Origin of the sequence: Lentilactobacillus parakefiri (genome assembly GCF_002157585.1) — a bacterium.
Taxonomy (GTDB): Bacteria; Bacillota; Bacilli; order Lactobacillales; family Lactobacillaceae; genus Lentilactobacillus; species Lentilactobacillus parakefiri.
The window spans coordinates 1-25,112 of sequence record NZ_BDGB01000072.1 but is presented as its reverse complement, the minus strand read 5'-3'; the positions used below and the strand labels follow the sequence as shown (position 1 = coordinate 25,112).

25 protein-coding genes, 1 other RNA gene and 1 riboswitch are annotated in these 25,112 nt (G+C 42.9%); of the genes, 5 read left to right on the top strand and 21 right to left on the bottom strand.

The features are described 5' to 3' along the window. The first annotated feature begins 27 nt into the window (after nucleotides 1-27). Complete coding sequence (locus tag LPKJCM_RS07870; protein WP_225364160.1) at nucleotides 28-888, top strand: LicD family protein; 861 nt, start codon at nucleotides 28-30, stop codon at nucleotides 886-888. A 148-nt stretch (nucleotides 889-1,036) separates the two neighbouring features. Here the strand turns inward: LPKJCM_RS07870 and LPKJCM_RS07865 are convergent, their stop codons facing one another. From LPKJCM_RS07865 to LPKJCM_RS07825, 9 genes are all read right to left on the bottom strand, one after another. Beyond that, nucleotides 1,037-1,471: a GNAT family N-acetyltransferase gene (locus LPKJCM_RS07865; protein WP_057963143.1), complete on the bottom strand. Its 435-nt coding sequence runs from the start codon at nucleotides 1,469-1,471 to the stop codon at nucleotides 1,037-1,039. 128 nt (nucleotides 1,472-1,599) lie between these two features. Next, on the bottom strand, nucleotides 1,600-2,046 hold the full coding sequence (locus tag LPKJCM_RS07860) for an NUDIX domain-containing protein (protein WP_087069595.1): 447 nt from the start codon (nucleotides 2,044-2,046) through the stop codon (nucleotides 1,600-1,602). An 89-nt stretch (nucleotides 2,047-2,135) separates the two neighbouring features. Next, entirely contained in the window at nucleotides 2,136-2,987 is an 852-nt protein-coding gene (gene folP / locus LPKJCM_RS07855; RefSeq protein ID WP_057963145.1) for a dihydropteroate synthase, read from the bottom strand. Further along, nucleotides 2,980-4,296, bottom strand: a complete 1,317-nt coding sequence (locus tag LPKJCM_RS07850) for a bifunctional folylpolyglutamate synthase/dihydrofolate synthase (protein WP_057963146.1) — start codon at nucleotides 4,294-4,296, stop codon at nucleotides 2,980-2,982. The genes folP and LPKJCM_RS07850 overlap by 8 nt, the downstream gene beginning before the upstream one ends. Then, nucleotides 4,293-5,354, bottom strand: coding sequence for a GTP cyclohydrolase I FolE (folE, locus tag LPKJCM_RS07845; RefSeq protein WP_057963147.1), 1,062 nt, complete (start codon nucleotides 5,352-5,354; stop codon nucleotides 4,293-4,295). The genes LPKJCM_RS07850 and folE overlap by 4 nt, the downstream gene beginning before the upstream one ends. A gap of 1 nt (nucleotide 5,355) precedes the next feature. Further along, nucleotides 5,356-5,703: a dihydroneopterin aldolase gene (gene folB / locus LPKJCM_RS07840; RefSeq protein WP_057963148.1), complete on the bottom strand. Its 348-nt coding sequence runs from the start codon at nucleotides 5,701-5,703 to the stop codon at nucleotides 5,356-5,358. 75 nt (nucleotides 5,704-5,778) lie between these two features. Continuing rightward, entirely contained in the window at nucleotides 5,779-6,309 is a 531-nt protein-coding gene (locus LPKJCM_RS07835; protein ID WP_057963149.1) for a folate family ECF transporter S component, read from the bottom strand. Between the two features lie 52 nt (nucleotides 6,310-6,361). Continuing rightward, nucleotides 6,362-6,476: riboswitch (THF riboswitch) on the bottom strand. A gap of 105 nt (nucleotides 6,477-6,581) precedes the next feature. Continuing rightward, nucleotides 6,582-7,454, bottom strand: a complete 873-nt coding sequence (locus tag LPKJCM_RS07830; RefSeq protein WP_057963150.1) for a DegV family protein — start codon at nucleotides 7,452-7,454, stop codon at nucleotides 6,582-6,584. 19 nt (nucleotides 7,455-7,473) lie between these two features. Next, complete coding sequence (locus tag LPKJCM_RS07825; RefSeq protein WP_057963151.1) at nucleotides 7,474-7,887, bottom strand: MarR family winged helix-turn-helix transcriptional regulator; 414 nt, start codon at nucleotides 7,885-7,887, stop codon at nucleotides 7,474-7,476. A gap of 132 nt (nucleotides 7,888-8,019) precedes the next feature. On the opposite strand from LPKJCM_RS07825, the gene LPKJCM_RS07820 reads away from it, so the two are divergent. After that, nucleotides 8,020-9,726, top strand: a complete 1,707-nt coding sequence (locus tag LPKJCM_RS07820) for an NFACT RNA binding domain-containing protein (RefSeq protein WP_057963152.1) — start codon at nucleotides 8,020-8,022, stop codon at nucleotides 9,724-9,726. 81 nt (nucleotides 9,727-9,807) lie between these two features. Here the strand turns inward: LPKJCM_RS07820 and LPKJCM_RS07815 are convergent, their stop codons facing one another. The 7 genes from LPKJCM_RS07815 to LPKJCM_RS07785 form a co-directional block, all read right to left on the bottom strand. Beyond that, a complete protein-coding gene (locus LPKJCM_RS07815; RefSeq protein WP_057963153.1) occupies nucleotides 9,808-12,309 on the bottom strand; it encodes a carbamoyl phosphate synthase preATP-grasp domain-containing protein in 2,502 nt (833 codons plus the stop codon). Then, nucleotides 12,293-13,384 (bottom strand): carbamoyl phosphate synthase small subunit, encoded by a 1,092-nt coding sequence (locus LPKJCM_RS07810; RefSeq protein WP_057963154.1) that lies wholly within the window; start codon nucleotides 13,382-13,384, stop codon nucleotides 12,293-12,295. The genes LPKJCM_RS07815 and LPKJCM_RS07810 overlap by 17 nt, the downstream gene beginning before the upstream one ends. A gap of 21 nt (nucleotides 13,385-13,405) precedes the next feature. Continuing rightward, nucleotides 13,406-13,939 carry a bifunctional pyr operon transcriptional regulator/uracil phosphoribosyltransferase PyrR gene (gene pyrR, locus LPKJCM_RS07805; RefSeq protein ID WP_057963155.1) on the bottom strand — a complete coding sequence of 178 codons (534 nt, stop codon included), beginning with the start codon at nucleotides 13,937-13,939 and terminating at the stop codon, nucleotides 13,406-13,408. 91 nt (nucleotides 13,940-14,030) lie between these two features. Beyond that, the gene (locus tag LPKJCM_RS07800) at nucleotides 14,031-14,957 is read right to left on the bottom strand and encodes an RluA family pseudouridine synthase (RefSeq protein WP_404819209.1); all 927 of its coding nucleotides are present in this window, start codon (nucleotides 14,955-14,957) and stop codon (nucleotides 14,031-14,033) included. Further along, nucleotides 14,957-15,397 (bottom strand): signal peptidase II, encoded by a 441-nt coding sequence (gene lspA / locus LPKJCM_RS07795; RefSeq protein ID WP_057963157.1) that lies wholly within the window; start codon nucleotides 15,395-15,397, stop codon nucleotides 14,957-14,959. The genes LPKJCM_RS07800 and lspA overlap by 1 nt, the downstream gene beginning before the upstream one ends. Nucleotides 15,398-15,412: 15 nt before the next feature. Then, a complete protein-coding gene (locus tag LPKJCM_RS07790; RefSeq protein ID WP_057963158.1) occupies nucleotides 15,413-17,074 on the bottom strand; it encodes a formate--tetrahydrofolate ligase in 1,662 nt (553 codons plus the stop codon). A 49-nt stretch (nucleotides 17,075-17,123) separates the two neighbouring features. Continuing rightward, nucleotides 17,124-17,510 (bottom strand): EbsA family protein, encoded by a 387-nt coding sequence (locus LPKJCM_RS07785; RefSeq protein WP_057963159.1) that lies wholly within the window; start codon nucleotides 17,508-17,510, stop codon nucleotides 17,124-17,126. Nucleotides 17,511-17,541: 31 nt separating this feature from the next. On the opposite strand from LPKJCM_RS07785, the gene LPKJCM_RS07780 reads away from it, so the two are divergent. Next, on the top strand, nucleotides 17,542-17,931 hold the full coding sequence (locus tag LPKJCM_RS07780) for a ribonuclease HI family protein (protein WP_057963160.1): 390 nt from the start codon (nucleotides 17,542-17,544) through the stop codon (nucleotides 17,929-17,931). Here the strand turns inward: LPKJCM_RS07780 and LPKJCM_RS07775 are convergent. From LPKJCM_RS07775 to LPKJCM_RS07755, 5 genes are all read right to left on the bottom strand, one after another. Beyond that, entirely contained in the window at nucleotides 17,928-19,040 is a 1,113-nt protein-coding gene (locus LPKJCM_RS07775) for an NAD(P)/FAD-dependent oxidoreductase (protein ID WP_057963161.1), read from the bottom strand. The two genes, LPKJCM_RS07780 and LPKJCM_RS07775, sit on opposite strands and share 4 nt — an antisense overlap. Before the next feature lie 50 nt (nucleotides 19,041-19,090). Further along, nucleotides 19,091-20,251: a THUMP domain-containing class I SAM-dependent RNA methyltransferase gene (locus LPKJCM_RS07770; protein ID WP_057963162.1), complete on the bottom strand. Its 1,161-nt coding sequence runs from the start codon at nucleotides 20,249-20,251 to the stop codon at nucleotides 19,091-19,093. Nucleotides 20,252-20,325: 74 nt separating this feature from the next. After that, nucleotides 20,326-20,699: RNase P RNA component class B (gene rnpB, locus LPKJCM_RS07765), an RNA gene on the bottom strand. A gap of 26 nt (nucleotides 20,700-20,725) precedes the next feature. Next, a complete protein-coding gene (gene gpsB / locus LPKJCM_RS07760; protein ID WP_057963163.1) occupies nucleotides 20,726-21,106 on the bottom strand; it encodes a cell division regulator GpsB in 381 nt (126 codons plus the stop codon). Between the two features lie 53 nt (nucleotides 21,107-21,159). Next, nucleotides 21,160-21,732 (bottom strand): SLOG family protein, encoded by a 573-nt coding sequence (locus LPKJCM_RS07755; RefSeq protein WP_057963164.1) that lies wholly within the window; start codon nucleotides 21,730-21,732, stop codon nucleotides 21,160-21,162. A 125-nt stretch (nucleotides 21,733-21,857) separates the two neighbouring features. Between LPKJCM_RS07755 and recU the strand changes: the two genes are divergently transcribed. Together recU and LPKJCM_RS07745 are read left to right on the top strand one after the other, a co-directional pair. Continuing rightward, nucleotides 21,858-22,457 (top strand): Holliday junction resolvase RecU, encoded by a 600-nt coding sequence (gene recU / locus LPKJCM_RS07750; RefSeq protein WP_057963165.1) that lies wholly within the window; start codon nucleotides 21,858-21,860, stop codon nucleotides 22,455-22,457. A gap of 18 nt (nucleotides 22,458-22,475) precedes the next feature. Next, complete coding sequence (locus LPKJCM_RS07745; protein ID WP_057963166.1) at nucleotides 22,476-24,791, top strand: PBP1A family penicillin-binding protein; 2,316 nt, start codon at nucleotides 22,476-22,478, stop codon at nucleotides 24,789-24,791. Nucleotides 24,792-25,112 lie beyond the last annotated feature (321 nt).

Genomic DNA, 25,112 nt, shown 5'->3' with positions numbered 1-25,112 from the left:
GGATTTTTGATTAAGGGGGTTCTAACTATGGTTGATTTACATTTAATTCACCAAATTCAACTTGGTATTCTGGCAAATGTGGCGGCAATCAATTCTAAATATCATTTGGAATACTTTCTAACTGGCGGTTCAGCAATTGGTGCCGTCCGTCATCACGTCTTTATTCCATGGGACGACGATATTGATATTGGCTTGCCGCGAACTGACTTCGAAAAGTTCCTGCAAGTCGCACCAGCTGAATTGTTGCATCGAGGATACTTTGTTGAAGAGAATCGCCTTGATCCACAATACGAATACGATTTTGCCAAAGTGATGGCTGATGGCACCCGGATTCTGGAACACGGCCGTGAGTTAACGAAAGCTAAGAATGGCATTTTTATTGATGTCTTTCCATTTGATCGGATGCCAAATAAACGGACTCAGCAACACAACCAGCAAGCTAAGTTAGCAATGCTGTTGGAAGAGATTCGGAAACGATTTTATCCGGATCTGTATCAGCAAAGCATCACACAATCTAAATACGCTGATTATAATTTAAATGAGCTTTACGATATTCGGCTGAGCACAATGACGCAATACAACGGTCACTCAGAATTGTCGTTGATCAACATGTCATCACCATACCAATACGGAAAAGAATTAATCAAACCAACAGAGATCCATCATCTAATCCCAATGGACTTTGAGAATTTACAAGTTCCGGTCTTGGCGGATTATGATGCGTACTTAACGAGGCTGTATGGCGACTACATGAAATTACCGCCGTTAAATAAACGCATTCAGCGTCACGTTTTAAAAGTACAGGTGGATAATTTTACCAAACGAACACTCAAGTTGAATCCGGCAATCATCTGGAAGAAGCCGTTGGTTAATTGTTCACGAAATTAAAGTAAAGGACCAGTTATCATTGCCGAGAGTGTTGGCTTTGATGGCTGGTCCTTTTTAGATGTTTATCCTACTTCGCATAATATATATTATGTAAAGTAGAATCTAAATTACGAATATCGGATTTAATCCCCGCTCTCCTGTTGTCTATTTAGATGATTTTATTAAAACGGATGACATCATCACGTTTGACGAATTTAACTTGTTGCCAAAATGATTGACCAACTTGGTTATTCTTCATCACATTGACGAAGATTTTATGAATTCCGACGGCTTGCAGCTGTTCAATCACTTTAGTCACAAGTTGGCTTCCTAAACCCTGGTTCTGGTAACTCGGAGCAACAGCCAAATGATAAATTGTCCCGCGGCGGCCATCAGTTGCACCAAGAATACTGCCAATGATCTGTTTGCCGGACCGGGTCTCTGCTACAAAACAAAAATTCGGATTAAAACGTAACAATCGACTGATTTCCTCAAAACTGTCGTCAAATTCCCTCAAATTCATGCCGGGAACATGTTGCCACAAGGCATAAGCATTTGGGTAATCTTCAGCCCGCATCTTTCTGATGATAATTTGATTGTCCATCGTGTTGAACCTTCTTTTAGTTTCAAAATGCATTCTTTAATTGTAGCTAACAACAACTGATTTGACAGTGTTTTTCAGCTATATCCGAACGTTTAATTGTATATAACAATCATTGGTGTTTTTCCCTTCTAATTCAACGGCATCAAGGCAAAATATGGCTGGAACTCCGCTGGGGCTTCCCGCCTTGTCAGCCTGAATACCGGCAACTCAGACTGATAGTTGGTCTCTGGTTCAATGGAAGAGAACCAGTAGCGAAAGTCCAAATGTTGGTGGGCACCCTCACCCTTTTTTGGATTAGCTGGAATGTCAATGATGTTCACGTCAATTAAATGATGCGGAACGGTCTTCAAAACCAGACCTGTCTCCTCAGTAAATTCCCTGATCGCACAACCAATTGGCATTTCGTTTGGTTCCACATGTCCGGCAGGAAGTAAAATAGTGTGCAGATATGGATGACGGATAAAAATTCCGCTACCAGCGTCAAACACCATTGCACTTGCTGATAGATGAAATGAGGAGCTGCGATCACGCAATCCCGTTTGGTGCAATGTCAACAACTTGGTGACCGTCTGCATTTTCTTGGAATTGAGCCATGGATATGACTGCTTTTTTAAAGTCGTTATTTGTTTACCTAGTTGGTCGACTAAAATGACAGATCACTTCCTCAATCGTTTAATAGGTCTTTAAAAATCTGATACGTCTTAATCAGCTCTTGGGTTTCTTTGACGTTGTGAACTCGGATAATCCGGCCACCAAGTTGGGTCATATAGGCTTCAAACAGCAGCGTTGGAATTAGCCGCTCTCCTGAATCGGCATCAAACAATCGTTTGACAAAGCTCTTTTGAGAAATTGCAATCATGATCGGCGTCGCAAACTGACGCATTTGTTTTGTAAAGCGCATTTTAATCAAATCAAACTCAAGGGTATTACGATCAGAGAAACCAACTCCTGGATCGATGACGATGTTTTCTTTTTGAAGACCGGCTTGTTTCAAGCGCGCAATTGTCTCAGAGAAAAATGACTGCATCGTGTCTTCGAGGGTTGCTGACTGTTCATCAAAATTACGTCCGTTAAACATCGTGACGACTGATGGATGATATTGTTGAACCAAATCCAGTTTAGTTTGAGAATTAAAGCCATCAATATCATTGATGATCTGAATGCCGGATTGCAAAGCCCGCTCAATCACCGAGTTGGTATTTGAATCGATTGCCAATACAATGTTGGGAAATCGCTTCTGAATCGCCTTGAGATAGGGCTCTACCCGCTGCCACTCTTCATCGGCACTAATATCATCAAAATGCGGTTTGGACGATTTGCCACCCAGTTCAAAGATTTTGGCACCATAACTCATTTCAGTTTCGATACGGTCCAAAACCTGATCAATACAGGTATTGACCCCACCGTCGTAAAATGAATCCGGCGTTAAATTGAGAATCGAATAAATAATTGGGCTTTCCGTAATATTGAAGTCAAAATTAGCCCCTCGAAAATGGATTTCGTTAGGATTAGTCATTTGAATCACTCCTTGTCTTTATCAGGTAGTCACGAATTGGGTTAATGAGATAGAATGAACCCACCACCAAAATCACCAGCTCCGGGTTCTCAGACGCTTCAGCCATGCTGTTCTTGAGAGCGACGATTGGGTTACGAAACGTTGGGTAACGCTTTTCCGTAACGTTTTTGAAAACTGTTTGGAGATGATCTTTGTCTAGCTTGCGCTCTGGATTGTCGGGTTGAGTTAATCTGAAGGTTGCATTTGGGATTTGAGCCAACAAGCGCACATTATCGACGTAATCTTTATCCTTAAGAAAACCGGTAATAATCAACTTAGGCTGTTTTGGAAAGGATTGTTTCACTGATTGAACGAAGGCCGAAATGGCATCAACATTGTGAGCCCCATCAATCATAATGATTGGTTTGGTGCTGATCGTTTCAAATCTCCCAGGAACACTCAGCTTCCCCAACGCTTGGGTTAACAAGCGATCCGTGTCAATTGTTGAACGCTGATGTTTTTGAAAATCAAATAGCCATAAAAGCACTGTTCGGACATTCTCTACCTGGTAAGCACCCTGCAAACCAAATTTGAAGTGACCGGCTCGATCATTAAATTGGTAATGCAAGCTAGTTCGGTCATCCGATTGTTGATCAATCTGAACCTGATTAGCATCAAGAAAAACCGCATTTTTCTCGATGGCCTCATGGCTCAAAATAGCAGATACTTGTGGCCGTTGATTTGGCGCTGTAATCGTTGTATTTCCCTTGCGGATAATTTTTGATTTTGTCGTCGCAATTTCCTCGATGGTATTACCAAGAATCCCAGTATGATCCATGCCGATCTTAGTGAAGATTGAATACATCGTTGTCGTAACCGCGTTGGTGGCATCGAGTTCGCCACCTAAACCGCATTCCAACACCACATAGTCGACTCCTTGATCAGAGAAATACTGCATTGCCGTGACAAACTGCGCCTCAAACTCAGAAAGTTCCTGCTTACCATCACCAAATGAGGCCATTAATTGCTGAAGTCGATTCAGATAATGGTTAAAGTGAGTCATTTGAATTGCCTGCTGATTAATGCGAATACTATTGGTAACATCACCAATAAACGGACTTGTAAACAGACCAACCCGCTGACCCATCTTCTGAAGCAATGCCGCAATCATTGTCGCGGTTGATCCCTTGCCGTTAGTACCACAGACGTGAATGATTGAATAGTTGGTATCTGGATTGCCCAATTGGCGTAAAACTTGTTTTAACAAACCAATGCGGTCACCTTGATCATATAAAAATTCAGCAAAGTGACTGGTTAAATCATCTTTCATATTTGCCCCACCTGAATTGAATTTAGAAACTCACTTCTCAGTTCATCGTTTTGTTGAAAGATTCCTGTAAATTTAGTAGTTCGTGTCACGGTGCCGGTTTTTTTGACACCTCGCATTTCGATACACATATGACGGGCATCGACAATCACCGCCACGCCCTTGGGATGGAGGATCCTTTCCATTTGGACTAGAACATCATCCGTGATTTTTTCTTGAAGGCTTAACTTGTGTGATACAAAATCGACTAACCTGGGGATTTTACTAAGGCCGATAATTTTGCCATTATCAGGTACGTAGGCAACGCTGACTTTGCCCCAAAATGGCATCATATGATGTTCACACATTGAGTAAAATGGAATACCTTTGACCATGACCGTCTTTGAATCATCCGATTCAGGTGAATCAAACAACTTATAGTCCTGAAAATCTTCTAATCCGATTGAATCAAAGATGTTGGCATACATTCTGGCAACCCGATCCGGAGTTTCAATAAGCCCCTTTCTGGATGGATCGTCACCAATTGCCGCTAACACCTTGGTCACATTACTGGTAATCTCTGTGTAGAAGTCATTAGCAGGACTAATTTTCTTGATTGATTGATCTTCTTTTTCAAGGATCGAAATGGCCATCTCAATCTTATGGGCGTCTGGAAACTGTTCATCAATCAATTCTTGGATCGGAATTAACACAAATAACCGGTTGAAGGCTTCTGGATGCGGAACCGACAGCCCGGGCTCTTGGATATGCTCGCTGCCAAAGAAGATGATATCAATATCCACCGTTCTTGGACCCCAGTGAATCGAACGGGTCCGATGAAGACCACTTTCGATTTCATGAATGACTTTTAAGAGCGCCAGTGGCTCATAGGTGGTGCCAATTTTGACGGCCGTATTCACAAATGCCCGTTGCTTAACGCCACCAACTGGAGAAGTTTCGTACAAACTAGCCTGCTTTTCAATCATAATCCGTGGGTCACTGCCCAACGCCTCGATGGCTTGCTGCAAAAAGGCCTCTCGGTTCCCAATATTACTACCTAAACTTAAATATACATCTTCCATGCTAATGCTCCATTTCTATTTCGACGTCATCCAACACCCCGTTAATCGGCGTTCCCTGCTTACGAATGTGAATATTGACAGCCGCAATGCGCCGGTCAATGTTTTTGATGGCGTCAATGATTATTTGTGCTAAGGTCTCAATTAAGTTGACCCGGTTATTTTGAATCACGTTGGCGACGGTTGGGTAAAAATCCGCGTATGAAACTGTCGACTTCAGATCATCGTCAGCTGGGACCGCATTCACAGCCACTTTTAAATCAATTTGAATGTTTTGCCCGACCACTTTTTCCTCAGGTAAAACGCCGATATGACTGTGAAAGCGCATATTGTGCATTGTAATTTGATACATGGATAATCGCTCCTTTGTGTATGACAAAAAGCGGCCCGCCAACCAATTTGATGGTACGGTGTGTCGCTTATTATTTTAGTTGAACAACCGATTATAAATATTACCCATTGTCTGAGAATTCAGCGTGTAATACAGAATGGCCATTTGAATGGGTGTCATAACCAGTTCTTTTAATGCCCGCGCTGGCAAAAATGTCCAAAATGGTGTCTTATATAAAATGGTTAACCAATAGGTATTCAAAACAGTATTGACGATAACAGCAATAATCAGCTGGGCGATAATCACTCGTTTCCAACTGATCGGTTTGCCATAAAAAAAGTAGCCATAAATAGCTGCGCCCAAGATCGCCGAGATTGTAAAACCTGGAAAATAAACACTTCCGGACATCAAAGTGCCGATAATGTCTGTTAAAGCAGCGATGGTTGATGACCATAGTGGCCCGTACAACATGCTGGCAATTGCGGTCACAACAAAGCCAAAGCTCAACCGCCATGCCTGAACACCGACCGTAAATCGACCCAGAATTAACAATAACGACATAAAAATGCCTAATACAACAATATCAACAACCCGCAGCTTACGAAAACCCAGTGATAATGACTTCATGATGCAGCATCTCCTTATAAAGGAGCTCACCATTATTTAGAAAACTAAATAACATAGTGAATGCGGAAACAATACCGCAAACGGTCGACAAGTCGAAGCCAGCCATTTTTCGTTCGAAGTTCACATTCCGTTCCTCCGACACTTAACGCATTGAATCCTACCCCATATTTATTTTATGTAACTATTAAAGTCTATCACATGCATCAAAAAAAGCAATCGCCTAGTTCGTGTTTTACTGAACAATAGACGGTTGCAGATTAATAAAGTTCACTTTAGAGGTTATCTTGTTCAAAGTCCCTAAGCCAGGCAAGAGCCAGTGCCTTATCGCCTAAATGAGTGCCAATTGTCGGTCCAAAGTAGCTTTGGTCAATTTTCATATCAGGATAAAGTTCGTGAATTTTGTTTGCCCATTCATTACCGGCTTTCGGATCATTCGCGTTAATCACCAATGCCCGCAATGGGTAATTGGCCTTTTGTTTTGCCGTGGCAAAGAGTTCTTCTACTCGTTTAAGAGCCTTTTTGCGAGAACGGATTTTTTCGAAAGCAACGATTTCATTACTTTTATCATCAAACGTTAATAGGGGCTTGATCTTCAAAATTCCACCAATGAATGCAGAAGCGTTTGACAGGCGGCCACCCCGAACCAGGTTTTGCAGATCATCAACGACAAACAGTTCATCAATTGTCTGTCGAAGGCCATCAAGATATGTAATAATCTGTTCGGGAGTACGGCCGATTTGCGCCATTTTGCTGGCTTGAATGGCCATGTACCCCATTAGTTTGACGGTAATCTTGGAATCGTATGGGATCACTTTGATGCTCTCAATTGTTGGGGCAATTTGAGTCAGTGAGCTATAAAAACCAGAAATCGTGCTGGCAAGGTGAATGCTGATCACCGTGTCATAGCCTTTTTTGGCCAATGAATTATATAAGTCGATCATTTCGCCGATTGGGGGCTGAGACGTGCTTGGAAACGCTTGAGAATTCTTTAATTTATCGTAGAATTCCGCCGTTGTTAAATCAACGCCCTCCTTATACTCACGGCCATCGATAATGACGGGAATTGGCACTTCGATAATGTTATACTTCGTTTGTTCTTCCTTCGTCAAATATGCCGTGCTATCAGTCACGATCGCAATTTTCATTAAACTCACCTGCTTGTAATTAGATTCTATCCAAACTCTTTTCAAGACGATTGATTAATATCTTCAAAAGATTCTTTTCTTCGTCAGTCCAGTGATTAAAGACGCGTTCAGTCAATTGCGAAATTTCAAGTGCAATGTGTTGACTGGCTTTTGTTCCTTTATCAGTCACTTTGTAAATCAGCTGCCGCTTATCACGACCAACGGCAGTTTTTTCGATCATATCTTGTTCTAACAATCGCTTCAATTGCCGCGACAAGGTGGAGATGTCCAATTTGGTACTCTCGGACAATAATTCTTGAGTGGTATTGCCGGCAATCACTTGGTTTAACAATTTCCATTCAGAAATGGTCAGGTTCATTGCCTTTGTAATAGTGAAGATTTGAGAACGGTGGTTTTTGGCAGCCGAATTAAGTGCCACAAGAATATCTTTCATGATGAAAAGACCTCCGAAAAATTAGTATACGCTATTTGATAATGACATACAAATAACATGTGCCTTCCTTAGCATCAGTAAGGAAAGTGCGCTATACTAGTACATGCTACTTATACGAAAGTGAGTGATAAGATGTCATTTGATGGTTCTTTTACCCATTCTATGAAAAATGAACTAACAGACCTGCTGCAAACTGGCAGAATCAGCAAAATTAATCAACCCTATCCGAATGAACTCATATTAACAATCCGAGCTCACGGGAAGAATCAACAGCTCTTGCTATCTGCCAATCCCACGTATGCTCGGGTACAGATTACCAAGGTTCCCTACGTCAATCCCAGTGTGCCGACGAATTTTACAATGATCGTCCGTAAACACCTCAGCGGTGGGATTTTGACCGATATTTCCCAACAGGAAAATGACCGGGTGTTGACCTTAACCTTCACGGCACGAAATGAGCTGGGCGATCAGACAAAATTAGACTTGGTCGTCGAAATTATGGCTCGTCATAGTAATATTATCTTAGTCGAACAAGCAACCGGCAAGATTGTTGACGCCATTAAACATGTAGGATCTGATGTTAACCGGTATCGACTGCTGCTGCCGGGTGCGACATATATCAAACCCCCGAAGCAGGACTTGGAAAACCCATTTACCTTGACTGACTTTGATCAGGTTCACCAATTAATCAAAGATTTTCCGAATGTGGACGTCTTGGCTGAAAATTTGCGGAAGACGATCCAGGGATTGGGCAATGACACGTCCTTGGCATTAGCAACTAGTTTGCATAAAGACGAGAAAGTTGAGACTAATTTTAAGGATTTCTTCCAAAAATTCGACTCACCAGAGCCAACCTTTAGCCATATTGCAGGTAACAAGATTAATTTTACCGCATTTCCGTATCCAGGTACAACTAAAAATCAAATTTTCTCAACATTGAGTGAATTGCTGGATGCTTTTTATGCCAGCAAAGCGCAACGAGACCGAGTCAGAGAACAAGGTGCGGTGCTAATTCAAGTTGTCAAAAAGCAACTGAAGAAGAATCGGACAAAGCTTAAAAAACTTCAGCGGGATATGAAGGAAACCGAAAATGCCGATGATTACCGTGTTAAGGGTGAAATCTTAACAACCTATCTCAACGACGTCCAACGGGGAATGACCAGTATTGAACTACCTAATTACTATGATGAAAATAAACTGATTAACATCCAGCTTTCCAATCAACAATCCCCTTCACAAAATGCTCAGCGTTATTTCAAAAAATACCAAAAGCTGAAGAACGCCGTTCAATTCGTTGGCGAACAAATAACGCTCACCAAACAAGAAATTGACTACTTTGAAAATATTCAATCACAAATTGAATTGGCTGACCCAAAAGACCTGATCGATATCAAATACGAATTGGAGCAAGGCCACTATCTCCGTGACCATGAGCAGAACAAAAAGAAGAAAAATAAACGTCAAAAAATTAATCACCCAGAAAAGTTTGTCGCCAGCGATGGAACTGAAATTTTAGTTGGGAAGAATAACTTACAGAACGAAAAATTGACGATGCATACGGCCGATAAGCGCGACACTTGGCTGCACACCAAAAATATTCCTGGGTCTCACGTTATTATCAGAAGTTTTGACCCCTCCGAGAAAGCCTTGGCAGAAGCCGCTAATTTGGCCGCTTATTTCTCCAAGGCCCGTGGATCGGCCAAAGTCCAAGTTGACTACACAAAAGTCAAGAATATTCGCAAGCCTAATGGGACCAAACCGGGGTATGTCATCTACGATAATCAAACCACACTATTTGTTACGCCTGATGAAGGCTTAATTGATCAGATGAAAAAATAAGTCTGTGGCGTAATGAGTGGTTATGTTATAGCAATATAAAAAAATGTCGGGACATTCACTTTGTCCTGACATTTTTGTAACTTATTCAAAATTCTTGAATGAGAATGAGGAACCAACTTCTTGTTTGGTGGTTCCTTCAATCCGACTCGACTGAAGCTCTCTAAATGGAAAATGGGCCGTCATGATTGATGAACGCTTGTGCTCAGATGGCTTTAAATCTTCTCGCAGCGCATTCATATCTAATGTTTTAAGGTATTTACGAACTAAAACGGTCACCCAATTGATACCGGTGGTTTTAGTTAGAAAAGCGGTTTCAGTAATCCGAACAGGTCGAATTCCGGTCATTTCGTACTGAGAATCTCCAGTTGTATTGTACAAGACCTGCACCAATCCTTGCCATTGCCCGGTATCCACTTTTTTGGTGGCATCGGCAATCAACTGAGTTTCATCAGATTGCCAATTATCCATCGGTTCTTTATAATCGTTAATAAATCGCAAATCTGTCCGCTGATCTTTACCAACAAACGAGATTGTTGTAACGGGTAAAATTTTGTTCCCTTCGATAAAGAGATCGACCGCGGTTGTTGCATATTTTTGATTGTAGGTGGCAACTTTCTGATCTGGCGGCAACACGATGATGTCAAGATTTGGGAACTGTTTGAGTTGTTTAGACAAGTAATGCCGATTGCCGGGCAGAATGACAACATCCGGTTTCTCTAAATTAATAATATTTAGAATATTGCCGAGTTGAATTGGTTCAATATACTGTTTATCACTTAGCTGAGGGGTTAGTGACACTGCATTCGGATTAGTATTCATGATGATTGTTTTATAACCCGATTTGTGAAGCGCCCTTAAAATCTGTGAGGTATAGTAATCGGCCGCTGAATTTGGTCCGAGCTGGTTGCCACCACGGCCAATCACCAAGGCACTCTTTTCTTCGAATGGTCGACTCTCGTTTTCCAATTCATAACTGCTGTAAAAAATATTCGTGGATTCCAGCATCTCCCCGGCGCTTGGCTCAACTGCCTTATAAGTCACGTGATTCTCGTAGTTTTCGTTCAACTGTTGAATTTTTGAGATATTAACTTGCCATAATTCAGCCAGCATACCGTCGCCAAAGCCATATTTATGGCCAATTTCGATGGATTGCGGCGACAATGGATTGTTCACAACAAAATCTTGAGCTCTCAATAGTTGATTCAGTTTGTAGAAATAGAAACGATCAATTTGTGTCAGTTCAGACAACTCATCGATTGAGAATCCTCTTCGCAAGGCTTCCATCAGAATTAACACGCGGCTTGCCAACGGGTGGATTAACTGATTAATCACCTCATCATCGTTGACTGTTGACACACTTGGAAGAATATCCCGAGGTGAAAATTGGGAGCTGTGCATGGCCTTAATGATCGCTTCCTCAACCGTTCGGCCAATGCCAATTGTCGACCCGACAGACTTCATTAAAGTATTCAGATGCTGGTCGACGTCCGTAATATCTCTAAACGGCCACAATGGAATCTTAACCACCACGTGGTCCATCGTTGGTTCCATAAATGGCAAAAATTTATTGTATTGACTTGGCAATTTGATTTCGGTTAGATTGTAACCTAGTTCGAGAAAGCTTGAAACGTAGGTTAAGGGATACCCGGTTGCCTTAGCAGCCAAAATTGTGTTTCTGGTAAAAAAAGGACTCACCTTAGTCACAAAATAATTGGCGTCCGTTCGAGACTGGGCAAATTGAACGTGACAGGTTCCCGCGACATTCAAAGCATCCATAATTCGAAATGTCGCCGACCTAAGCGCTTGATATTCTTCATTAATCAAGGTTTGAGTTGGCGCAAAAATAATTGAATCACCCGAATGAATCCCAATGGGGTCCATATCTTCCATCCCTGAAACCAACAGCTTATTACCACTTTCATCACGGATACCAACCATTTCGATTTCTTTGTAGCCGACGATGCTTTGTTCAATTGAACAGCGCTTGATGTATGTCCGCTTAAAACTGACATCCAGAGCATCCTCCAATTCGTCGGTATTATTACAAATAAACCGGCTGGTATCATGACTTGATGACATTGGTTTGACAATCACTGGGAAGCCGACTTCGCGGACAAAGTCCATGGCTTCATCATCATCAGCGACAATCTTTGAGGCAATCACTTTTTCGTTAATTTCAGTCAGCGTATCACGCAACTTCTGATTGTCCATGACCTTCCGCAAATCAGCCGGTTTAATGCCTAAAAGAGAAATGTTGTTAGAAGCCAAGACGCCGCTTTCAGCAAGCTGCCAGGCAATTTGCATGCCATTCAGCCCACCCGTTGTTGCCATTATGGCATCGGGATTTTCTTTATCGATAATATTGACAATATTTTGAAAATTAACGGCTTGGACGTACACATTGGCCGGTTGAATTTCCTCAGTTGTGACTGAAAATGGGTTGTTATCCACGTAAATAATCTTCGCTCCGGTCTTTTTGAGCGCCATCAAACGCTCGAAAGCTGCCGCATCAAGCTCGTTTTCATGGCCAATGTTAGTTGGGCCGCCGCCGAGTAGGAGAATTTTGTTAATATCGATCGTCATTGCTGTCCCTTCTTCTTGCCATGATTTCCATAAAGTCATCAAACAGGCCGACGCTGTCCTTAGGCCCTGGCGCGCCATCAGGAGAAAATTGGACAGAAAATGCCGGATAATCTCGGTGTCTGAGGCCTTGGACGGTTCCATTGACTAAGTCAATATGCGTAATAAATAGCTTGGCATGGTCAATAGATTTGGGATCAACGGCATACCCCTGTTCTTGTCCTGAGAAAAAGATCTCATTCGTGATAATTTCACGAATTGGATGATTACTACCGTGATGTTCAACGGTTAGTTGGGAAATTTTGGCACCATTCGCCAGTGCAAACAGTTCATGGCCCAGCCCCATCGCAAATAAGGGTGCCTGTGATTGAACATCGGTAATCATGTCCAGTATGGAAATGGGCAAATTCTCTGGCGAACCTGGACCGGTAGACAAAACAATGCCATCCGGATCAAGATCGAGAATTTGAGCCGCAGAGAAATTCCATGGCACCACCGTCACATTACAGTCACGGTGGGACAATTCTCTCAGAATCCCACTTTTTAAACCGAAGTCAACCACCACCACATTTGCGCCCTCATCCGGGTTTGGAAACGGCTTGGGAGTCGCAACTTGGGCAACCTGCTGATTGGTCAAGACCGTTGCGTGCAGCTGATCAAAGGCATGATCGTCGGCAACATCGACAATGCTGGCTTTCATGTTGCCGCGTTTTTGAAGATGGTGTCTGATTTCACGGGTGTCAACATCATAGATTCCCGGAATTTTGTGCTGTTTCAAATATTTATCCAAAGAAATCCGCTTAAAGTGATCAGTTGCCAGGTTTTCATATTCTCTGACAATGACACCTTTTGCGGACGGCAAAATGGACTCGTACGCATTCTGGTCGAGCCCAGTATTTCCTATGGATGATTGAGTGAAAACGATAATTTGATTATGATAAATCTGATTGGAAATGATCTCTTGATAACCGTTCATTGTTGAATTGGCAACAATTTCACCGGTGGTGGTTGCTAATGATCCGAATGCCTTTCCAGCATACGCGGATCCATCTTCTAAAATTAAATATCTTTCCGTCATGCTGACTCCTCGCAATGAGAATTATTTGATGAGTTCAACAGCATCCTTGTCATCAATTTCTGATACATAGACCTTAATCTTTTCTTTTTGAGAACTAGGGATGTTTTTGCCGACAAAATCAGCGCGAATTGGTAGTTCTCGGTGACCCCGATCAACCAAAACGGCTAAATTGATACTCTTTGGTCGGCCCAAGTCCATCACTGCAGAAAGGGCAGCACGAACCGTTCGGCCAGTATATAAAACATCATCGACCAAAATAACCCGCTTGCCTTCAATAGAAAAGTTAATCTTATTATTGGACATTTTGACGTCACTACTCATGGCATCGTGTTCGATGTCATCACGATAGTTTGTAATATCCAACTCACCAACAGGAATCGACACATTTTCCAATTGTTGGAGCCGATCAGCAATTCGGTTGGCTAAAAAGATTCCTCGAGTCTTGATGCCAATTAAGACTAAATCTTCAACACCCTTATTTTTTTCAACGATTTCGTACGTAATTCTGGTTAAGGACCGCTGCATAGCCATTTTGTCTAGTATTATCTTTCCCATTAGTAAAAGCTCCTTAATTGAGTAACGTTTGTTCCTGGTGATTGCATTAAAATGCTATACCACTTCAGAATATGAAAACAGCGCCCGATTGTCAAGATCCGAGAGCGTTGTTTAATCGTAAATGATTAAGTGTTTGTTCAAATATTGGTGGTAATGGTGCTGAAAAGATCATTAATTCGTGAGTCCGCGGGTGTTCAAACCCTAATTCCTGCGCATGTAAAAATTGCCCGTTCCCGTGGATGGTCTTTCGCGGCCCATACAAGGGGTCACCCACGATCGGATGGCCGATATATTTCATGTGAACCCGAATTTGATGGGTTCTACCGGTTTCCAGTCGACAAGCAACCAGGGTGTAATCGGAGAAGCGCTCCAACACCTCAAAGTGAGTGACGGCACTTCTCCCATCTGAGACAACTGCTTGTTTTTTTCGATCCTTTGGTGAGCGGCCAATTGGTGCATTTACCACCCCTGAATCTTCTTTAATGCGGCCATGAACGAGGGCAACATATTTTCGCAGATTCTTTTGAGCTTTCAATTGCTGTGATAAGAACTGATGAGCCGCGTCATTTTTGGCAACCATTAACAATCCCGAAGTGTCTTTGTCAATTCGATGAACGATTCCGGGCCGAAACTCACCATTAATTGTTGAAAGCGGGCTATGGTATAACAATGCATTCACCAGTGTGTGGTCAGGGTGACCGACAGAAGGATGCACGACCATTCCCTGGGGTTTATTAACGACAATCACATCCGCATCTTCATAGACAATATCAAGCGGAATATTTTCCGGTTCAAGACTGATCGGGGTGGGCTTTATTTCCGCAATCTGAATTTTATCCCCCTGCTTTACTTTGTACTTTGGTTTAGCGGGCTCACCATTAACTGTCAGGTGATGCTCATCGATTAACATTTTTGCCCGTGAACGGCTGATGGAAGGATCAAGTTCGGAGATGACTTTGTCTAATCGTCCGGTCTGTTCAGTGATGATGTAGTCTTTCAAAATAATTTTCCCCTTCATCAGCTTTCGCGGATAATCGCGATGGCCAAAATCAAGATTCCAAATGTCAGGTACATATCAGCACAGTTGAAAATTGGAAAATTGATAAAGTCCAGCTGAAACATATCAACCACGTGATTATTCAAAATCCGATCAATGACATTCCCTAGCGTGCCTGCTAACAGTAGCCCCAGCCCGATTCGATACGGCATATTCGCCCAGTACTGGACGATGAAATAGAAAACTAGGATTGCTGCGAAAATGGCGATAATCACAAAAATAAATTGATGACCAGATAAAATACTCCATGCTGCACCGGTATTATTGATTCTGGTAATCGACAAAATGCCATCGATCACTGAAAATGAGCCGCCCAAAGCGAGGCTGACCACCACGAGGTGCTTAACAAACTGATCAATCGCGATTAAAGCAATGATCCCGATAACGTAAAGTACTGGCAAAATAAACGCTCCCTTTTAGAACAGTCCGCTAATTCGGCCCTGTTCATCAATATCCATATCAAGTGCTGCGGGGTGAGTTGGCAGCCCTGGCATCGTCAAGATTTTTCCGGTCAAGGCGACAATGAAGCCAGCGCCTAGTTTTAATTGTAAATCCGAGACGTGAATTTTAAAGTTCTCGGGTGCTCCCAGCAGCTTGGCATTATCTGTAAATGAGTACTGGGTTTTCGCCATGCAGACTGGTAGTTGATCATAACCCAATTTTTTAATGCGTTTTAACGCAGTTTTGGCTTTAGCGGAAAATTCAATCCCATCGCCACCATAGATTCTGGTCACAATTTTGGTCATTTTGTCTTCAATTGAGTCCTCATCATTGTACAATTCATGAAATTCCGCCGGCTGATCACAAGCTTTGATGACATCTTTAGCGAGGTCGATGGCCCCCTTACCGCCTTTCGCCCAACTGTTAATAATTGTCCCAGTGACTTTCAGATCATTTGAGACGTAGTTTTGTAAGTAAGCCAATTCATCCTCAGTGTCAGTCGCAAACTTATTGATTGCCACAACCACTGGCTTGCCATACTGCTGCATCCCTTCAACGTGGCGTTTCAAGTTCACAACTCCCTGTTTGAGTGCGTCAAGATTTTCGATGTTCAATTCGTGCTTATCCGCACCGCCATTGAGCTTCAATGCCCGGACTGTGGCAACGACCACGACGCAGTCAGGACGCTGATTCAGGCGTGGCGTGACAATATCCATGAACTTCTCCGCACCCAAATCTGATCCGAAGCCAGCCTCGGTAATCGCATAATCGCCAAAATGCAGGGCCGCTTGGGTTGCCAAGATACTGTTGCACCCATGGGCAATGTTAGCAAACGGGCCACCATGAATGAAAGCCGGTGTATGCTCAATTGTTTGAACCAGGTTCGGTTTAATCGCGTCCTTGAGCAGTAGCGTAAGTGCCCCTTGAACGTGTAGATCGGCCACGGTTACCGGTTGGCGACCGTAAGTATAGCCAATCAACATCCGACTAATCCGTTGCTTCAAGTCAGGTAAACTGGTTGCCAGACACAGTATGGCCATTAATTCACTGGCAACGGTAATGTCAAAACCGTCTTGACGTGGAACACCTGAAGTTCTGCCGCCGAGACCGATGACAACCTGCCGCAGTTCTCGATCGTTAACATCCATCACACGCTTCCAAGTGATTTGGCGAGGATCAATATTCAATTGATTCCCGTGCTGAATATGGTTGTCAATTAAGGCTGCCAGCGTGTTATTGGCTTCAGTTAAAGCATCAAAGTCACCCGTGAAATGTAGGTTGATGTCATCCATTGGAACAACCTGGGCATACCCCCCGCCGGTGGCGCCGCCCTTCATACCCATCACAGGTCCCAAGGATGGCTCCCGTAATGCAAGGACAACTTTTTTATGTAATTCGTTGAAAGCATCTCCCAATCCAACTGTAACGGTGGTTTTACCCTCACCGGCCGCCGTCGGATTAATGGAAGTGACCAAAATAAGCTTGCCATTTGCCTTTTCAGTGGTTGGGTCAAAATTGATTTTTGCTTTATACTGACCATATTGTTCAATTTGGTCTTCAGAAATACCAATTTTTCCGGCAACTTTCGTAATTGGTTCCATAACAGTTTCTTGGGAAATTTCAACATCGCTCTTCATAATGATTATAACCCTCCTAAATAATACGCAACTGACAACGGACCAGTAATTATTTGTTGGAAATCAATTCTTTTATTTCAATAACGGAATTGGCCGGTAAAATGAAACTGTATATCTTCGTGTTGGCAACAAAGGCCAGTTGGTATTTAGAGGTCTGAATGTGTGAAATCTGATCCAAATCCACCGTGAGCCAATGCGGATTGGTAATTCGACTGACGACAAACTTGTGATCGTAGACGTGAATACTGCGAAAATGAATTTCTGCCCAGACAATCACCGCGAACAACACGAAGAAAAATAAGGTAATCCACTGAAAATGCGTAATCTCCAGCCAGATAATCACGCCAATGAAAAAGACGACAAAGGTCCAACTCCAACAAATAATACTGCTTAATGGGCTTGGTTGATAAAAGAAGTGACGCTTTTGGCTTATCATAAATAAACTCCTTAAAGAAAGTGTGAATAACATGATTAAACTATATACAGACGCAGCCGTCAATCAGCACACCGGGCACACCGCGATCGGTATCCTAATTGTCAACAATGGCAAGCAGCTTCAGCTCAACAAAGTGATTCAACCAACTGACAATCACGATGCTGAATTCATTGCGGCGATTGCCGGATTTGAAAAACTGATCAACCTGCAGATTGATCCAAACGACCTGATTTTTTTCAATACCGACAGCAAAATCGTCATTGACAGTCTTAATAAACAATACGCCAAGCATTTTGAGAATGACCTCGACAAACTGCTGGGACTCCAAAATCAGTTTACGACCGTGGTCAACACGTGGATTCCAGACAATCAAAACATGGGTGCACACACATTGGCTCTTCAAGCACTACATTCAATCTAATCAACGTACTGACTGACCGGCAACGTGTAATCCTGCCAATGGGTGATTTCCCTTCCAAACACTGCCTGAGCAAGAAAATAGCCAATCATTGGTCCAGGGGTCAATCCTGAGGACCCCAGCCCACCTCCAATCAGATAGTTGGGCTGGGCAGGAACTGCTCCAAAGAAGGGGGCAAAATCTTCGGTGTAAGCTCTTGTGCCTACCCGCATGTCACTTACTTGGGCAGCCGTTAGTGTGTTGATAAACACGCTGGCATTATCCAACAATTGTTGTTTTGCAGCAGGTTGAGGACTTAAATCAAACCCTTCATCATTCTCATGGGTTGCCCCAATCACCAATTTACCGCCATTAAACGGAATAATGTCACTACTCCCTTCTGGCATCATCACTGGCATATTTTGCCATTTGTGGGGCATTTTGACCGTTAAATCGATTAATTGGCCTTTCTGTGGTCGGACTTTTACGTTCAACCCCAATGGCTGGAGTGACTCGTGCATCCAAGCACCAGTGGCAATAATCACCGTATCAAAATGTTTTTGCCCCTCTGACGTGTGAAGGTCACCATTTTGGGTTAAGGAAACCCGTTCGTGCTTGATAAGCAAGTTGTTGTCAGAGGCTCTTTTAAGCAATTCTGAGACAAAGTGGCCGCCATCAATTCGTGCGCCACCACTGACAAAAATGCCTTCCGGAGCATCCGTGAGCAGTGGCAGCCGCCGTTTCACGGCTTCAGCGCTTAGTAATTCGACTTGCCCCATTGCTGAGGTATGCTGCTCCTTGATCTTAGCCTCGTGATAAAGTGCCAATAAGTCATCATGGTTCTTTCGAGTGACAATTGTACCAGTCTGTTGATAGGCCTGAGTGCTTAACTGTGCATCATGAACGAGGGTTGGGTACAACTCTGCCCCTCGTTTTGCCAACGCATACCAGCGCTTGTTTCTGCGCTTTGACAGCCATGGCGAAATAATACCGGCAGCCGCTTTAGTGGCTTGTCCAGTACCCTCATCAAATAATGTCACATGAATATTTTCATTGCCTTGTAGAAAACTCAAATAAAACGCGGCCGTTGCGCCAACAATTCCGCCGCCAATAATTGCGACCTGTTTAACCATCTACCCACTTCTTTTCACCAAGTTGTTCTCATTTTAGCATATATTTCGGCTTATTTGCTGCTGATTTGGTCCAATTTGCGTAAATCTCGAACTTTTTTGCCCCAAAACTGAAAATAGTCCGTCCTTATAGAACCATTATAGAGTTTGCGCCGTTTTGTTGCTTTGGCACCATAATATTTTTCGAAGTCGAGATCTGACGTCAAAAAGTATTTGGACCAGCTGGTGAGTGGATTAAAGACTTTGCCCATTTGCTTGTATAAGGCGTGTGCATGTTCCTCATCACTCATTCGTTGCCCATAGGGTGGGTTACCGACAATCACACCGTTGACCTTATCGGTTTTAAAGTCCGCGACTGCCAATTGTTTGAATGAAATATCGGCCAGTAAACCAGCTTCTTCTGCGTTTCGCTTTGAAATTTCAATCATATTACCATCAATATCGCTGGCGGAAATATCAAGTTCAATGTCATAATCGGCTTTAGCATCCGCTTCGTCGCGGACCTTTTGGACCATATCGTTATCGACCCATGGCCATTGCTCACAGATGAAATCGCGATTAAAACCAGGCGCAATGTTGCGCCCGATTATTGCCGCCTCAATTGGGATTGTCCCAGAACCACAGAATGGGTCTAGAAATGGCATATCCGGATACCAGCTGGTTAGCATCACTAAAGCTGCCGCCATGTTTTCCTTAAGCGGTGCAGACCCTTTTTCAATCCGATACCCCCGTTTAAAAAGACTGGAACCGGTGGTGTCCATGGTTAGCATGACGTGATCTTTATTAATTGCCACTTCCAGCGGAAATTCAGCTCCGGATTCTGGGAGACGTGTGTGACGATGATAAGCTGTGCTCAACTCGTTGACAATTGCCTTTTTGACGATTGCTTGAGAGTCGGGAACACTGTGGAGCTTAGAGTTTCGTGAACGGCCTTCAACTGGGAATGCGGCATCCATTGGTAGTAGTTTATCCCAGGCAATTGCCGTTGTTTGTTCAAATAATTCATCAAAGGTCTGAGCATCAAATTCGTCAACAATAATTTTAATCCGATCTGCAGTTCTCAACCATAGATTGGTCTTAATAATATCTTCTTCATTGCCTTCGAAGCGAACCCGCCCATTTTCAACCTGAACGTCGTATCCTAAATCTCGCATTTCTTTGCCAACTAAGGCTTCAATTCCGGCGGCACAAGTGGCCATTAAATTAAATTTCATTTTATCCCTCTTCTGCATTTTCTGGGTAACAAAAAAGTGGGAGCAAGCTCCCACTCAACCTGTTTGGTGTAAATCCCTATAAGCCATGTTTTGTGCTTATTACATCCCAGGACGATATAACAAGTAGTAATCATCTATCTGAGAAATATCGAAATACTTCTCCCCCACACTTGGTTCATTTACCGTGTGTGAAGCTCCCCTACCAAAAGTTTGGGTTTCCCGCTCGAGGGGTTTACCGCGTTCCATCAGTACCGTTTCCAATACTGTTCGTCACTGTGGCACCTTAGGGAATTAAAGCATAGCAAGCCTTAGCTTTAATATCCGCCGTAACTCACAAAGAGTCCCCCGGCTTATTTTTTCACCGAGCACGAACACTACGGGCATCGCAGCCCGTGCGAGAATGGACTTTCCTCAGCCGCCATAAAGACGACCGCAATTACTCAGAATTTACACCATATTAGTTATATGCAAGCATTAAAGCCTGTGTGAATCATTGGTATTATTATCAAGTTGTGATCCGAATACTCGTCTTTCAAGGTTGGAAAGGCGCTTTAAAATATCCATGTTAGTGGCGCTTGACATTGGCTGACTGGGAACGCTTCTGGTTGGTGCAGCGCTGCCACTAGATGGCATTGGCTGGGAACCGGATACCGCAATCTGCTTGTTCAATTCATCGACTTGGACTTTTAGTCGCTCATTTTCATCACTGAGGGACTGGAGTTCTTTGTTGAAGGTTTCATAATCTTTGATGACGTCGTCTAAAAAACCGTCGACGTCATTTGGATCATAGCCACGCATCTTTTGCTTGAATTCCTTTTGAAGAATATCCTTCGGAGTATAATTAATGTTTTCCATTTATGGGTTACACCTCACTATTTGCAACAAACCAACTAAAATAATATCATAAATTAGTCATCTTGAACACTATTATTCAAGTTTTCCTGATATTCATCCGCAGCGCTTTGTAAATCGTCGAAAGTAATCAGCTTATACGGATATGGATGGCTGTCGGCAAATCTTTTTATTTGATCATAATCGTATTGCAATTTCCCTGGATTATCTAAATCATATATCAATAATGCCTGATCCGTGTGGCTAAGCATGAATTCTTGGTAATTTCTTAACTGTTGAGGGGATTGGTACGGTTTATCAGATACAGACGCCGAAAAATCAACTTTGGCTTTTAACGTCTGTAGTTTGGTCTGATTATTCTCGTTCCAGTTATTGCCAAACTCAGCAAACGGCAGCATCATTGACGTCTGAAATTCGCCTGGATAAGTATCTTTTAGGTTCAATGCCATCTCCAAGGACCACTGCTCAATTCCCAGTTGTCCACCGGAAATTAACCAGTCCATTCCATCAACAATTGCTTGACCAATTTCATTTTTTAACACCTGATCAATGACTTTTCGCTTCGGATCGTCATCTTTAAAAATTCCTAACTCATAGCTTCGATAGCCGGTTACCCACAAGCGGCTCATGATATCACCCTAACAATTAAATATTTTAAATGGAGACTCCACTTGGTATAATAACATTATTGTGGTTATTATTAAGTTAAATGAAGTACAATATAACTATTCACAAAAAAGGAAGCTAACGTTTAATGACTATCAGATACCCGAATGGAAACCAGTTTCATGAGCAGCCGACTTCTTCCGGTACCCACAATGATTCGATTAACTTCTCAAATCGCGGAATGACCTTAGAGGATGAAATCAACAAAAGCAATCAGTACTACCTTCGTGAAGGGATTGCGGTGATTCATAAAAAGCCGACGCCAATTCAGATTGTTTCTGTTGACTATCCTAAGAGAAGTGCTGCCAGAATCAAGGAAGCTTATTTTCGTCGTGCTTCGACCACCGACTACAATGGTGTGTATCGTGGAAAATACGTTGACTTTGATGCCAAAGAAACGAAGAATAAGCAGTCGTTTCCACTCAAAAATTTTCATGAGCATCAAGTTGAACATATGCGGCAATGTTTGAGCCAGCAGGGCATCTGCTTTGCGATCATCAAATTTATGTCAGACCAGGCAGTCTATGTTCTCAAGGCCACTGATCTGATTGCCTATTGGGATGCGCAAAGAACTGGCGGTCGGAAATCCATTCCCAGGAAAGTCATTGAACAAGAGGGCTTTTTGATTCAATACAGAATTAATCCATTATTACCCTATCTTCAAGCGGTTGATTCTTTCATCGAATAAGTTACGAAGGAGAAGGCTATGTCACAGAACAATCCTAGAAACTCACGTGCTGAAGTTCGGCGCGGACGACAGTTTAGCAACACCCATAAGAAAGGTCCGTATCGTCGAATTCTCAAATGGGCTTTAATCCTGGTTGGTGTCCTATTTCTTTTTGGCGCCGGCCTGTTTACGTACTACGCTTCAAGTGCACCTCGAATTACCCGTTCTGCATTGACCAGTGACAACTCCACGAAATTCTACGATGCTAACGGCGCAGTTATTTCACGCCTCGGAAGCCAGAATCGTGATTACGTCAAATCTAAAAATATCCCAAAGACGCTCAAAGAGGCGGTCGTGTCCATTGAAGACCGCCGTTTCTACAAACACCACGGCGTTGACCCGATTCGAATTGCTGGTGCAGCAATTTCAAATTTAACCGGGTCTTCTCTGGGCCTTCAGGGCGGAAGTACCCTTACCCAGCAATTGGTCAAGCTGTCAGTCTTTTCAACGGCTGCCAGCGACCGAACCTTTAAGCGAAAAGCTCAGGAGGCCTGGCTGGCGATCAAAGTAGAAAATCGCTATAGTAAGAGCCAAATTTTGGAATTCTATATTAACAAAGTTTATATGGGCAACGGTGTGTACGGTATGCAGACAGCTGCAGAATATTACTACAATAAGACACTCGATCACTTAACTTTACCAGAGTTTGCCTTATTGGCTGGGATGCCGCAATCACCGACATTATACAATCCTTACAAGTACCCACAATACGCTTCTAAACGTCGAAACGAAGTGCTTGATGCAATGGTTAAGACCAAAGACATTACCGAATCCCAGGCCCAGGCTGCTAAAAGCACGAGTGTCAAAGCCCATCTCTCCGCAACTCATGCAAAAGCACGAACCTCTGAAAAAACTTCCAAATATATTGATTCTTATTTAAAACAAGCCATTGAGGAACTTGAAGATAAAGGCTACAAACCAAATAGCGGTTTGAAAGTTTATACGAATTTGGATATGAATGCTCAAAAGAAACTTTACCAAGTCAGCAATAACGATCCGACAATTGCTTACCCCAACAACCGCTTCCAAGTTGGCGCAACGGTTGTCAATGTCAATAACGGCAAAGTGGTTGCCATGCAAGGCGGCCGGAAAACCAAGGTGGCTTTCGGCTTAAATCGCGCTGTCCAGACTGGCAGGTCTTCCGGGTCGACCGCGAAGCCAATTATGGATTACGGTCCGGCAATTCAGTATCTCAAATACCCGACTTACCAACCAGTAAAGGATACGCCATATGTCTATCCCGGAACCGACAAATCGGTCTATGATTTTGACAACAAGTACCAAGGCACCATTACCATGAGAAAAGCCCTGGTTGAATCACGAAATATTCCGGCAATTCGAACCCTTGAAAATGTCGGCGTGCCAAAAGCCACCACCTTTTTGAAAAACTTGGGGATGTCGTTTAGTAAACCCCTGGAAATTCAAAACGGCATTGGCCTCTACATTTCCTCCGAACAATTGGCAGCATCATACGCTGCATTCGCTAATGGTGGAACCTACTACAAGCCTTATCTAATCAACAAGATCGTTCAAGTTAACGGTGTCAGCCATAAGTATCGTCAAGCCGGCAAACGGGCGATGTCCCCGGCGACTGCCTTCATGATCACCAATATGCTTAAAGGCGTCATGACAGATTCAGCCGGTTCCGGCACTGCGGCAAAGGTTTCTGGCCTTTATGAGGCTGGTAAAACTGGGACGACTCAATATCCAGACGACTATTTGAATAAGGTCCCGGCCATGTCAACCATGGACTCATGGTTCTCTGGTTATACCAAGAATTATTCATTGGCTATCTGGACAGGATATGACCATCAATTTAAGGCCAATTCCTATGTCACCTCGGCACAAACCTCAATTGCCCAGCAAATATATAAAAACGTCATGGGCTATATTTCTGAAGACAAACCAAATTCTGACTGGGCCCAACCAAGTGACGTTGTGGCAACCAACCGTGGTGGGACCACTGAGTATTACGTTGCCGGCTATCCAGGCACGGTAACTGATAATAGCTCAAACCAAACAACCAGTGGTTACACAACTGAAAGCGGTGCAAGTTCAAGTTCAACAGTTGTCACCCAACCACGAGAAAACGAAAGCTCCAGCAGCACTGAGAGTTCAAATGAATCATCTGCATCGACTCCATCTGAACAACGACCAAGTGGTGATGGTGGCAATGGTGATTCTAGCAGTAGTTCTGCGTCGTCAAGTTCGACTGATAACAGCGGGACCACCCCCGACAATGGTGGGAATAACAACGCCAATGATAATAACGGCAACACTAACGAGACACAATAAGCAAAAAAGCATATCTATAAAGAGGCTCCCGACAAATTAAATCGATTTGTCGAGAGCCTCTTTACTAACATTTTTAGTTTAAATGCCAACGAGAAATGGATTGCCCAAATGTCATACTTCTAATTTTCTTTGAAGAAGTGACCCTATTTTATCTAAATGGATGTACGAAAAAAGGTTCTACAATATCTGTTGTTGGTAATAGATTTTTATCTATTACTGATGACAGTTTTTTTATTTATCATTAGAATAAAAAAGCGGACATTTTGAGCTATACCCCCAAAGTTAAAGTAAAAACTTTAGCTTTGGAGGTATTTTTTATGA

What these genes read in the sequence shown, in the direction of transcription:
- LPKJCM_RS07870 (WP_225364160.1), top strand. Translation starts at nt 28, where the DNA reads ATGGTTGATTTACATTTAATTCACCAAATTCAACTTGGTATTCTGGCA.
- LPKJCM_RS07865 (WP_057963143.1), bottom strand. Translation starts at nt 1,471, where the DNA reads ATGGACAATCAAATTATCATCAGAAAGATGCGGGCTGAAGATTACCCA.
- LPKJCM_RS07860 (WP_087069595.1), bottom strand. Translation starts at nt 2,046, where the DNA reads ATGCAGACGGTCACCAAGTTGTTGACATTGCACCAAACGGGATTGCGT.
- folP (WP_057963145.1), bottom strand. Translation starts at nt 2,987, where the DNA reads ATGACTAATCCTAACGAAATCCATTTTCGAGGGGCTAATTTTGACTTC.
- LPKJCM_RS07850 (WP_057963146.1), bottom strand. Translation starts at nt 4,296, where the DNA reads ATGAAAGATGATTTAACCAGTCACTTTGCTGAATTTTTATATGATCAA.
- folE (WP_057963147.1), bottom strand. Translation starts at nt 5,354, where the DNA reads ATGGAAGATGTATATTTAAGTTTAGGTAGTAATATTGGGAACCGAGAG.
- folB (WP_057963148.1), bottom strand. Translation starts at nt 5,703, where the DNA reads ATGTATCAAATTACAATGCACAATATGCGCTTTCACAGTCATATCGGC.
- LPKJCM_RS07835 (WP_057963149.1), bottom strand. Translation starts at nt 6,309, where the DNA reads ATGAAGTCATTATCACTGGGTTTTCGTAAGCTGCGGGTTGTTGATATT.
- LPKJCM_RS07830 (WP_057963150.1), bottom strand. Translation starts at nt 7,454, where the DNA reads ATGAAAATTGCGATCGTGACTGATAGCACGGCATATTTGACGAAGGAA.
- LPKJCM_RS07825 (WP_057963151.1), bottom strand. Translation starts at nt 7,887, where the DNA reads ATGAAAGATATTCTTGTGGCACTTAATTCGGCTGCCAAAAACCACCGT.
- LPKJCM_RS07820 (WP_057963152.1), top strand. Translation starts at nt 8,020, where the DNA reads ATGTCATTTGATGGTTCTTTTACCCATTCTATGAAAAATGAACTAACA.
- LPKJCM_RS07815 (WP_057963153.1), bottom strand. Translation starts at nt 12,309, where the DNA reads ATGACGATCGATATTAACAAAATTCTCCTACTCGGCGGCGGCCCAACT.
- LPKJCM_RS07810 (WP_057963154.1), bottom strand. Translation starts at nt 13,384, where the DNA reads ATGACGGAAAGATATTTAATTTTAGAAGATGGATCCGCGTATGCTGGA.
- pyrR (WP_057963155.1), bottom strand. Translation starts at nt 13,939, where the DNA reads ATGGGAAAGATAATACTAGACAAAATGGCTATGCAGCGGTCCTTAACC.
- LPKJCM_RS07800 (WP_404819209.1), bottom strand. Translation starts at nt 14,957, where the DNA reads ATGAAGGGGAAAATTATTTTGAAAGACTACATCATCACTGAACAGACC.
- LPKJCM_RS07790 (WP_057963158.1), bottom strand. Translation starts at nt 17,074, where the DNA reads ATGAAGAGCGATGTTGAAATTTCCCAAGAAACTGTTATGGAACCAATT.
- LPKJCM_RS07785 (WP_057963159.1), bottom strand. Translation starts at nt 17,510, where the DNA reads ATGATAAGCCAAAAGCGTCACTTCTTTTATCAACCAAGCCCATTAAGC.
- LPKJCM_RS07780 (WP_057963160.1), top strand. Translation starts at nt 17,542, where the DNA reads ATGATTAAACTATATACAGACGCAGCCGTCAATCAGCACACCGGGCAC.
- LPKJCM_RS07775 (WP_057963161.1), bottom strand. Translation starts at nt 19,040, where the DNA reads ATGGTTAAACAGGTCGCAATTATTGGCGGCGGAATTGTTGGCGCAACG.
- LPKJCM_RS07770 (WP_057963162.1), bottom strand. Translation starts at nt 20,251, where the DNA reads ATGAAATTTAATTTAATGGCCACTTGTGCCGCCGGAATTGAAGCCTTA.
- gpsB (WP_057963163.1), bottom strand. Translation starts at nt 21,106, where the DNA reads ATGGAAAACATTAATTATACTCCGAAGGATATTCTTCAAAAGGAATTC.
- LPKJCM_RS07755 (WP_057963164.1), bottom strand. Translation starts at nt 21,732, where the DNA reads ATGAGCCGCTTGTGGGTAACCGGCTATCGAAGCTATGAGTTAGGAATT.
- recU (WP_057963165.1), top strand. Translation starts at nt 21,858, where the DNA reads ATGACTATCAGATACCCGAATGGAAACCAGTTTCATGAGCAGCCGACT.
- LPKJCM_RS07745 (WP_057963166.1), top strand. Translation starts at nt 22,476, where the DNA reads ATGTCACAGAACAATCCTAGAAACTCACGTGCTGAAGTTCGGCGCGGA.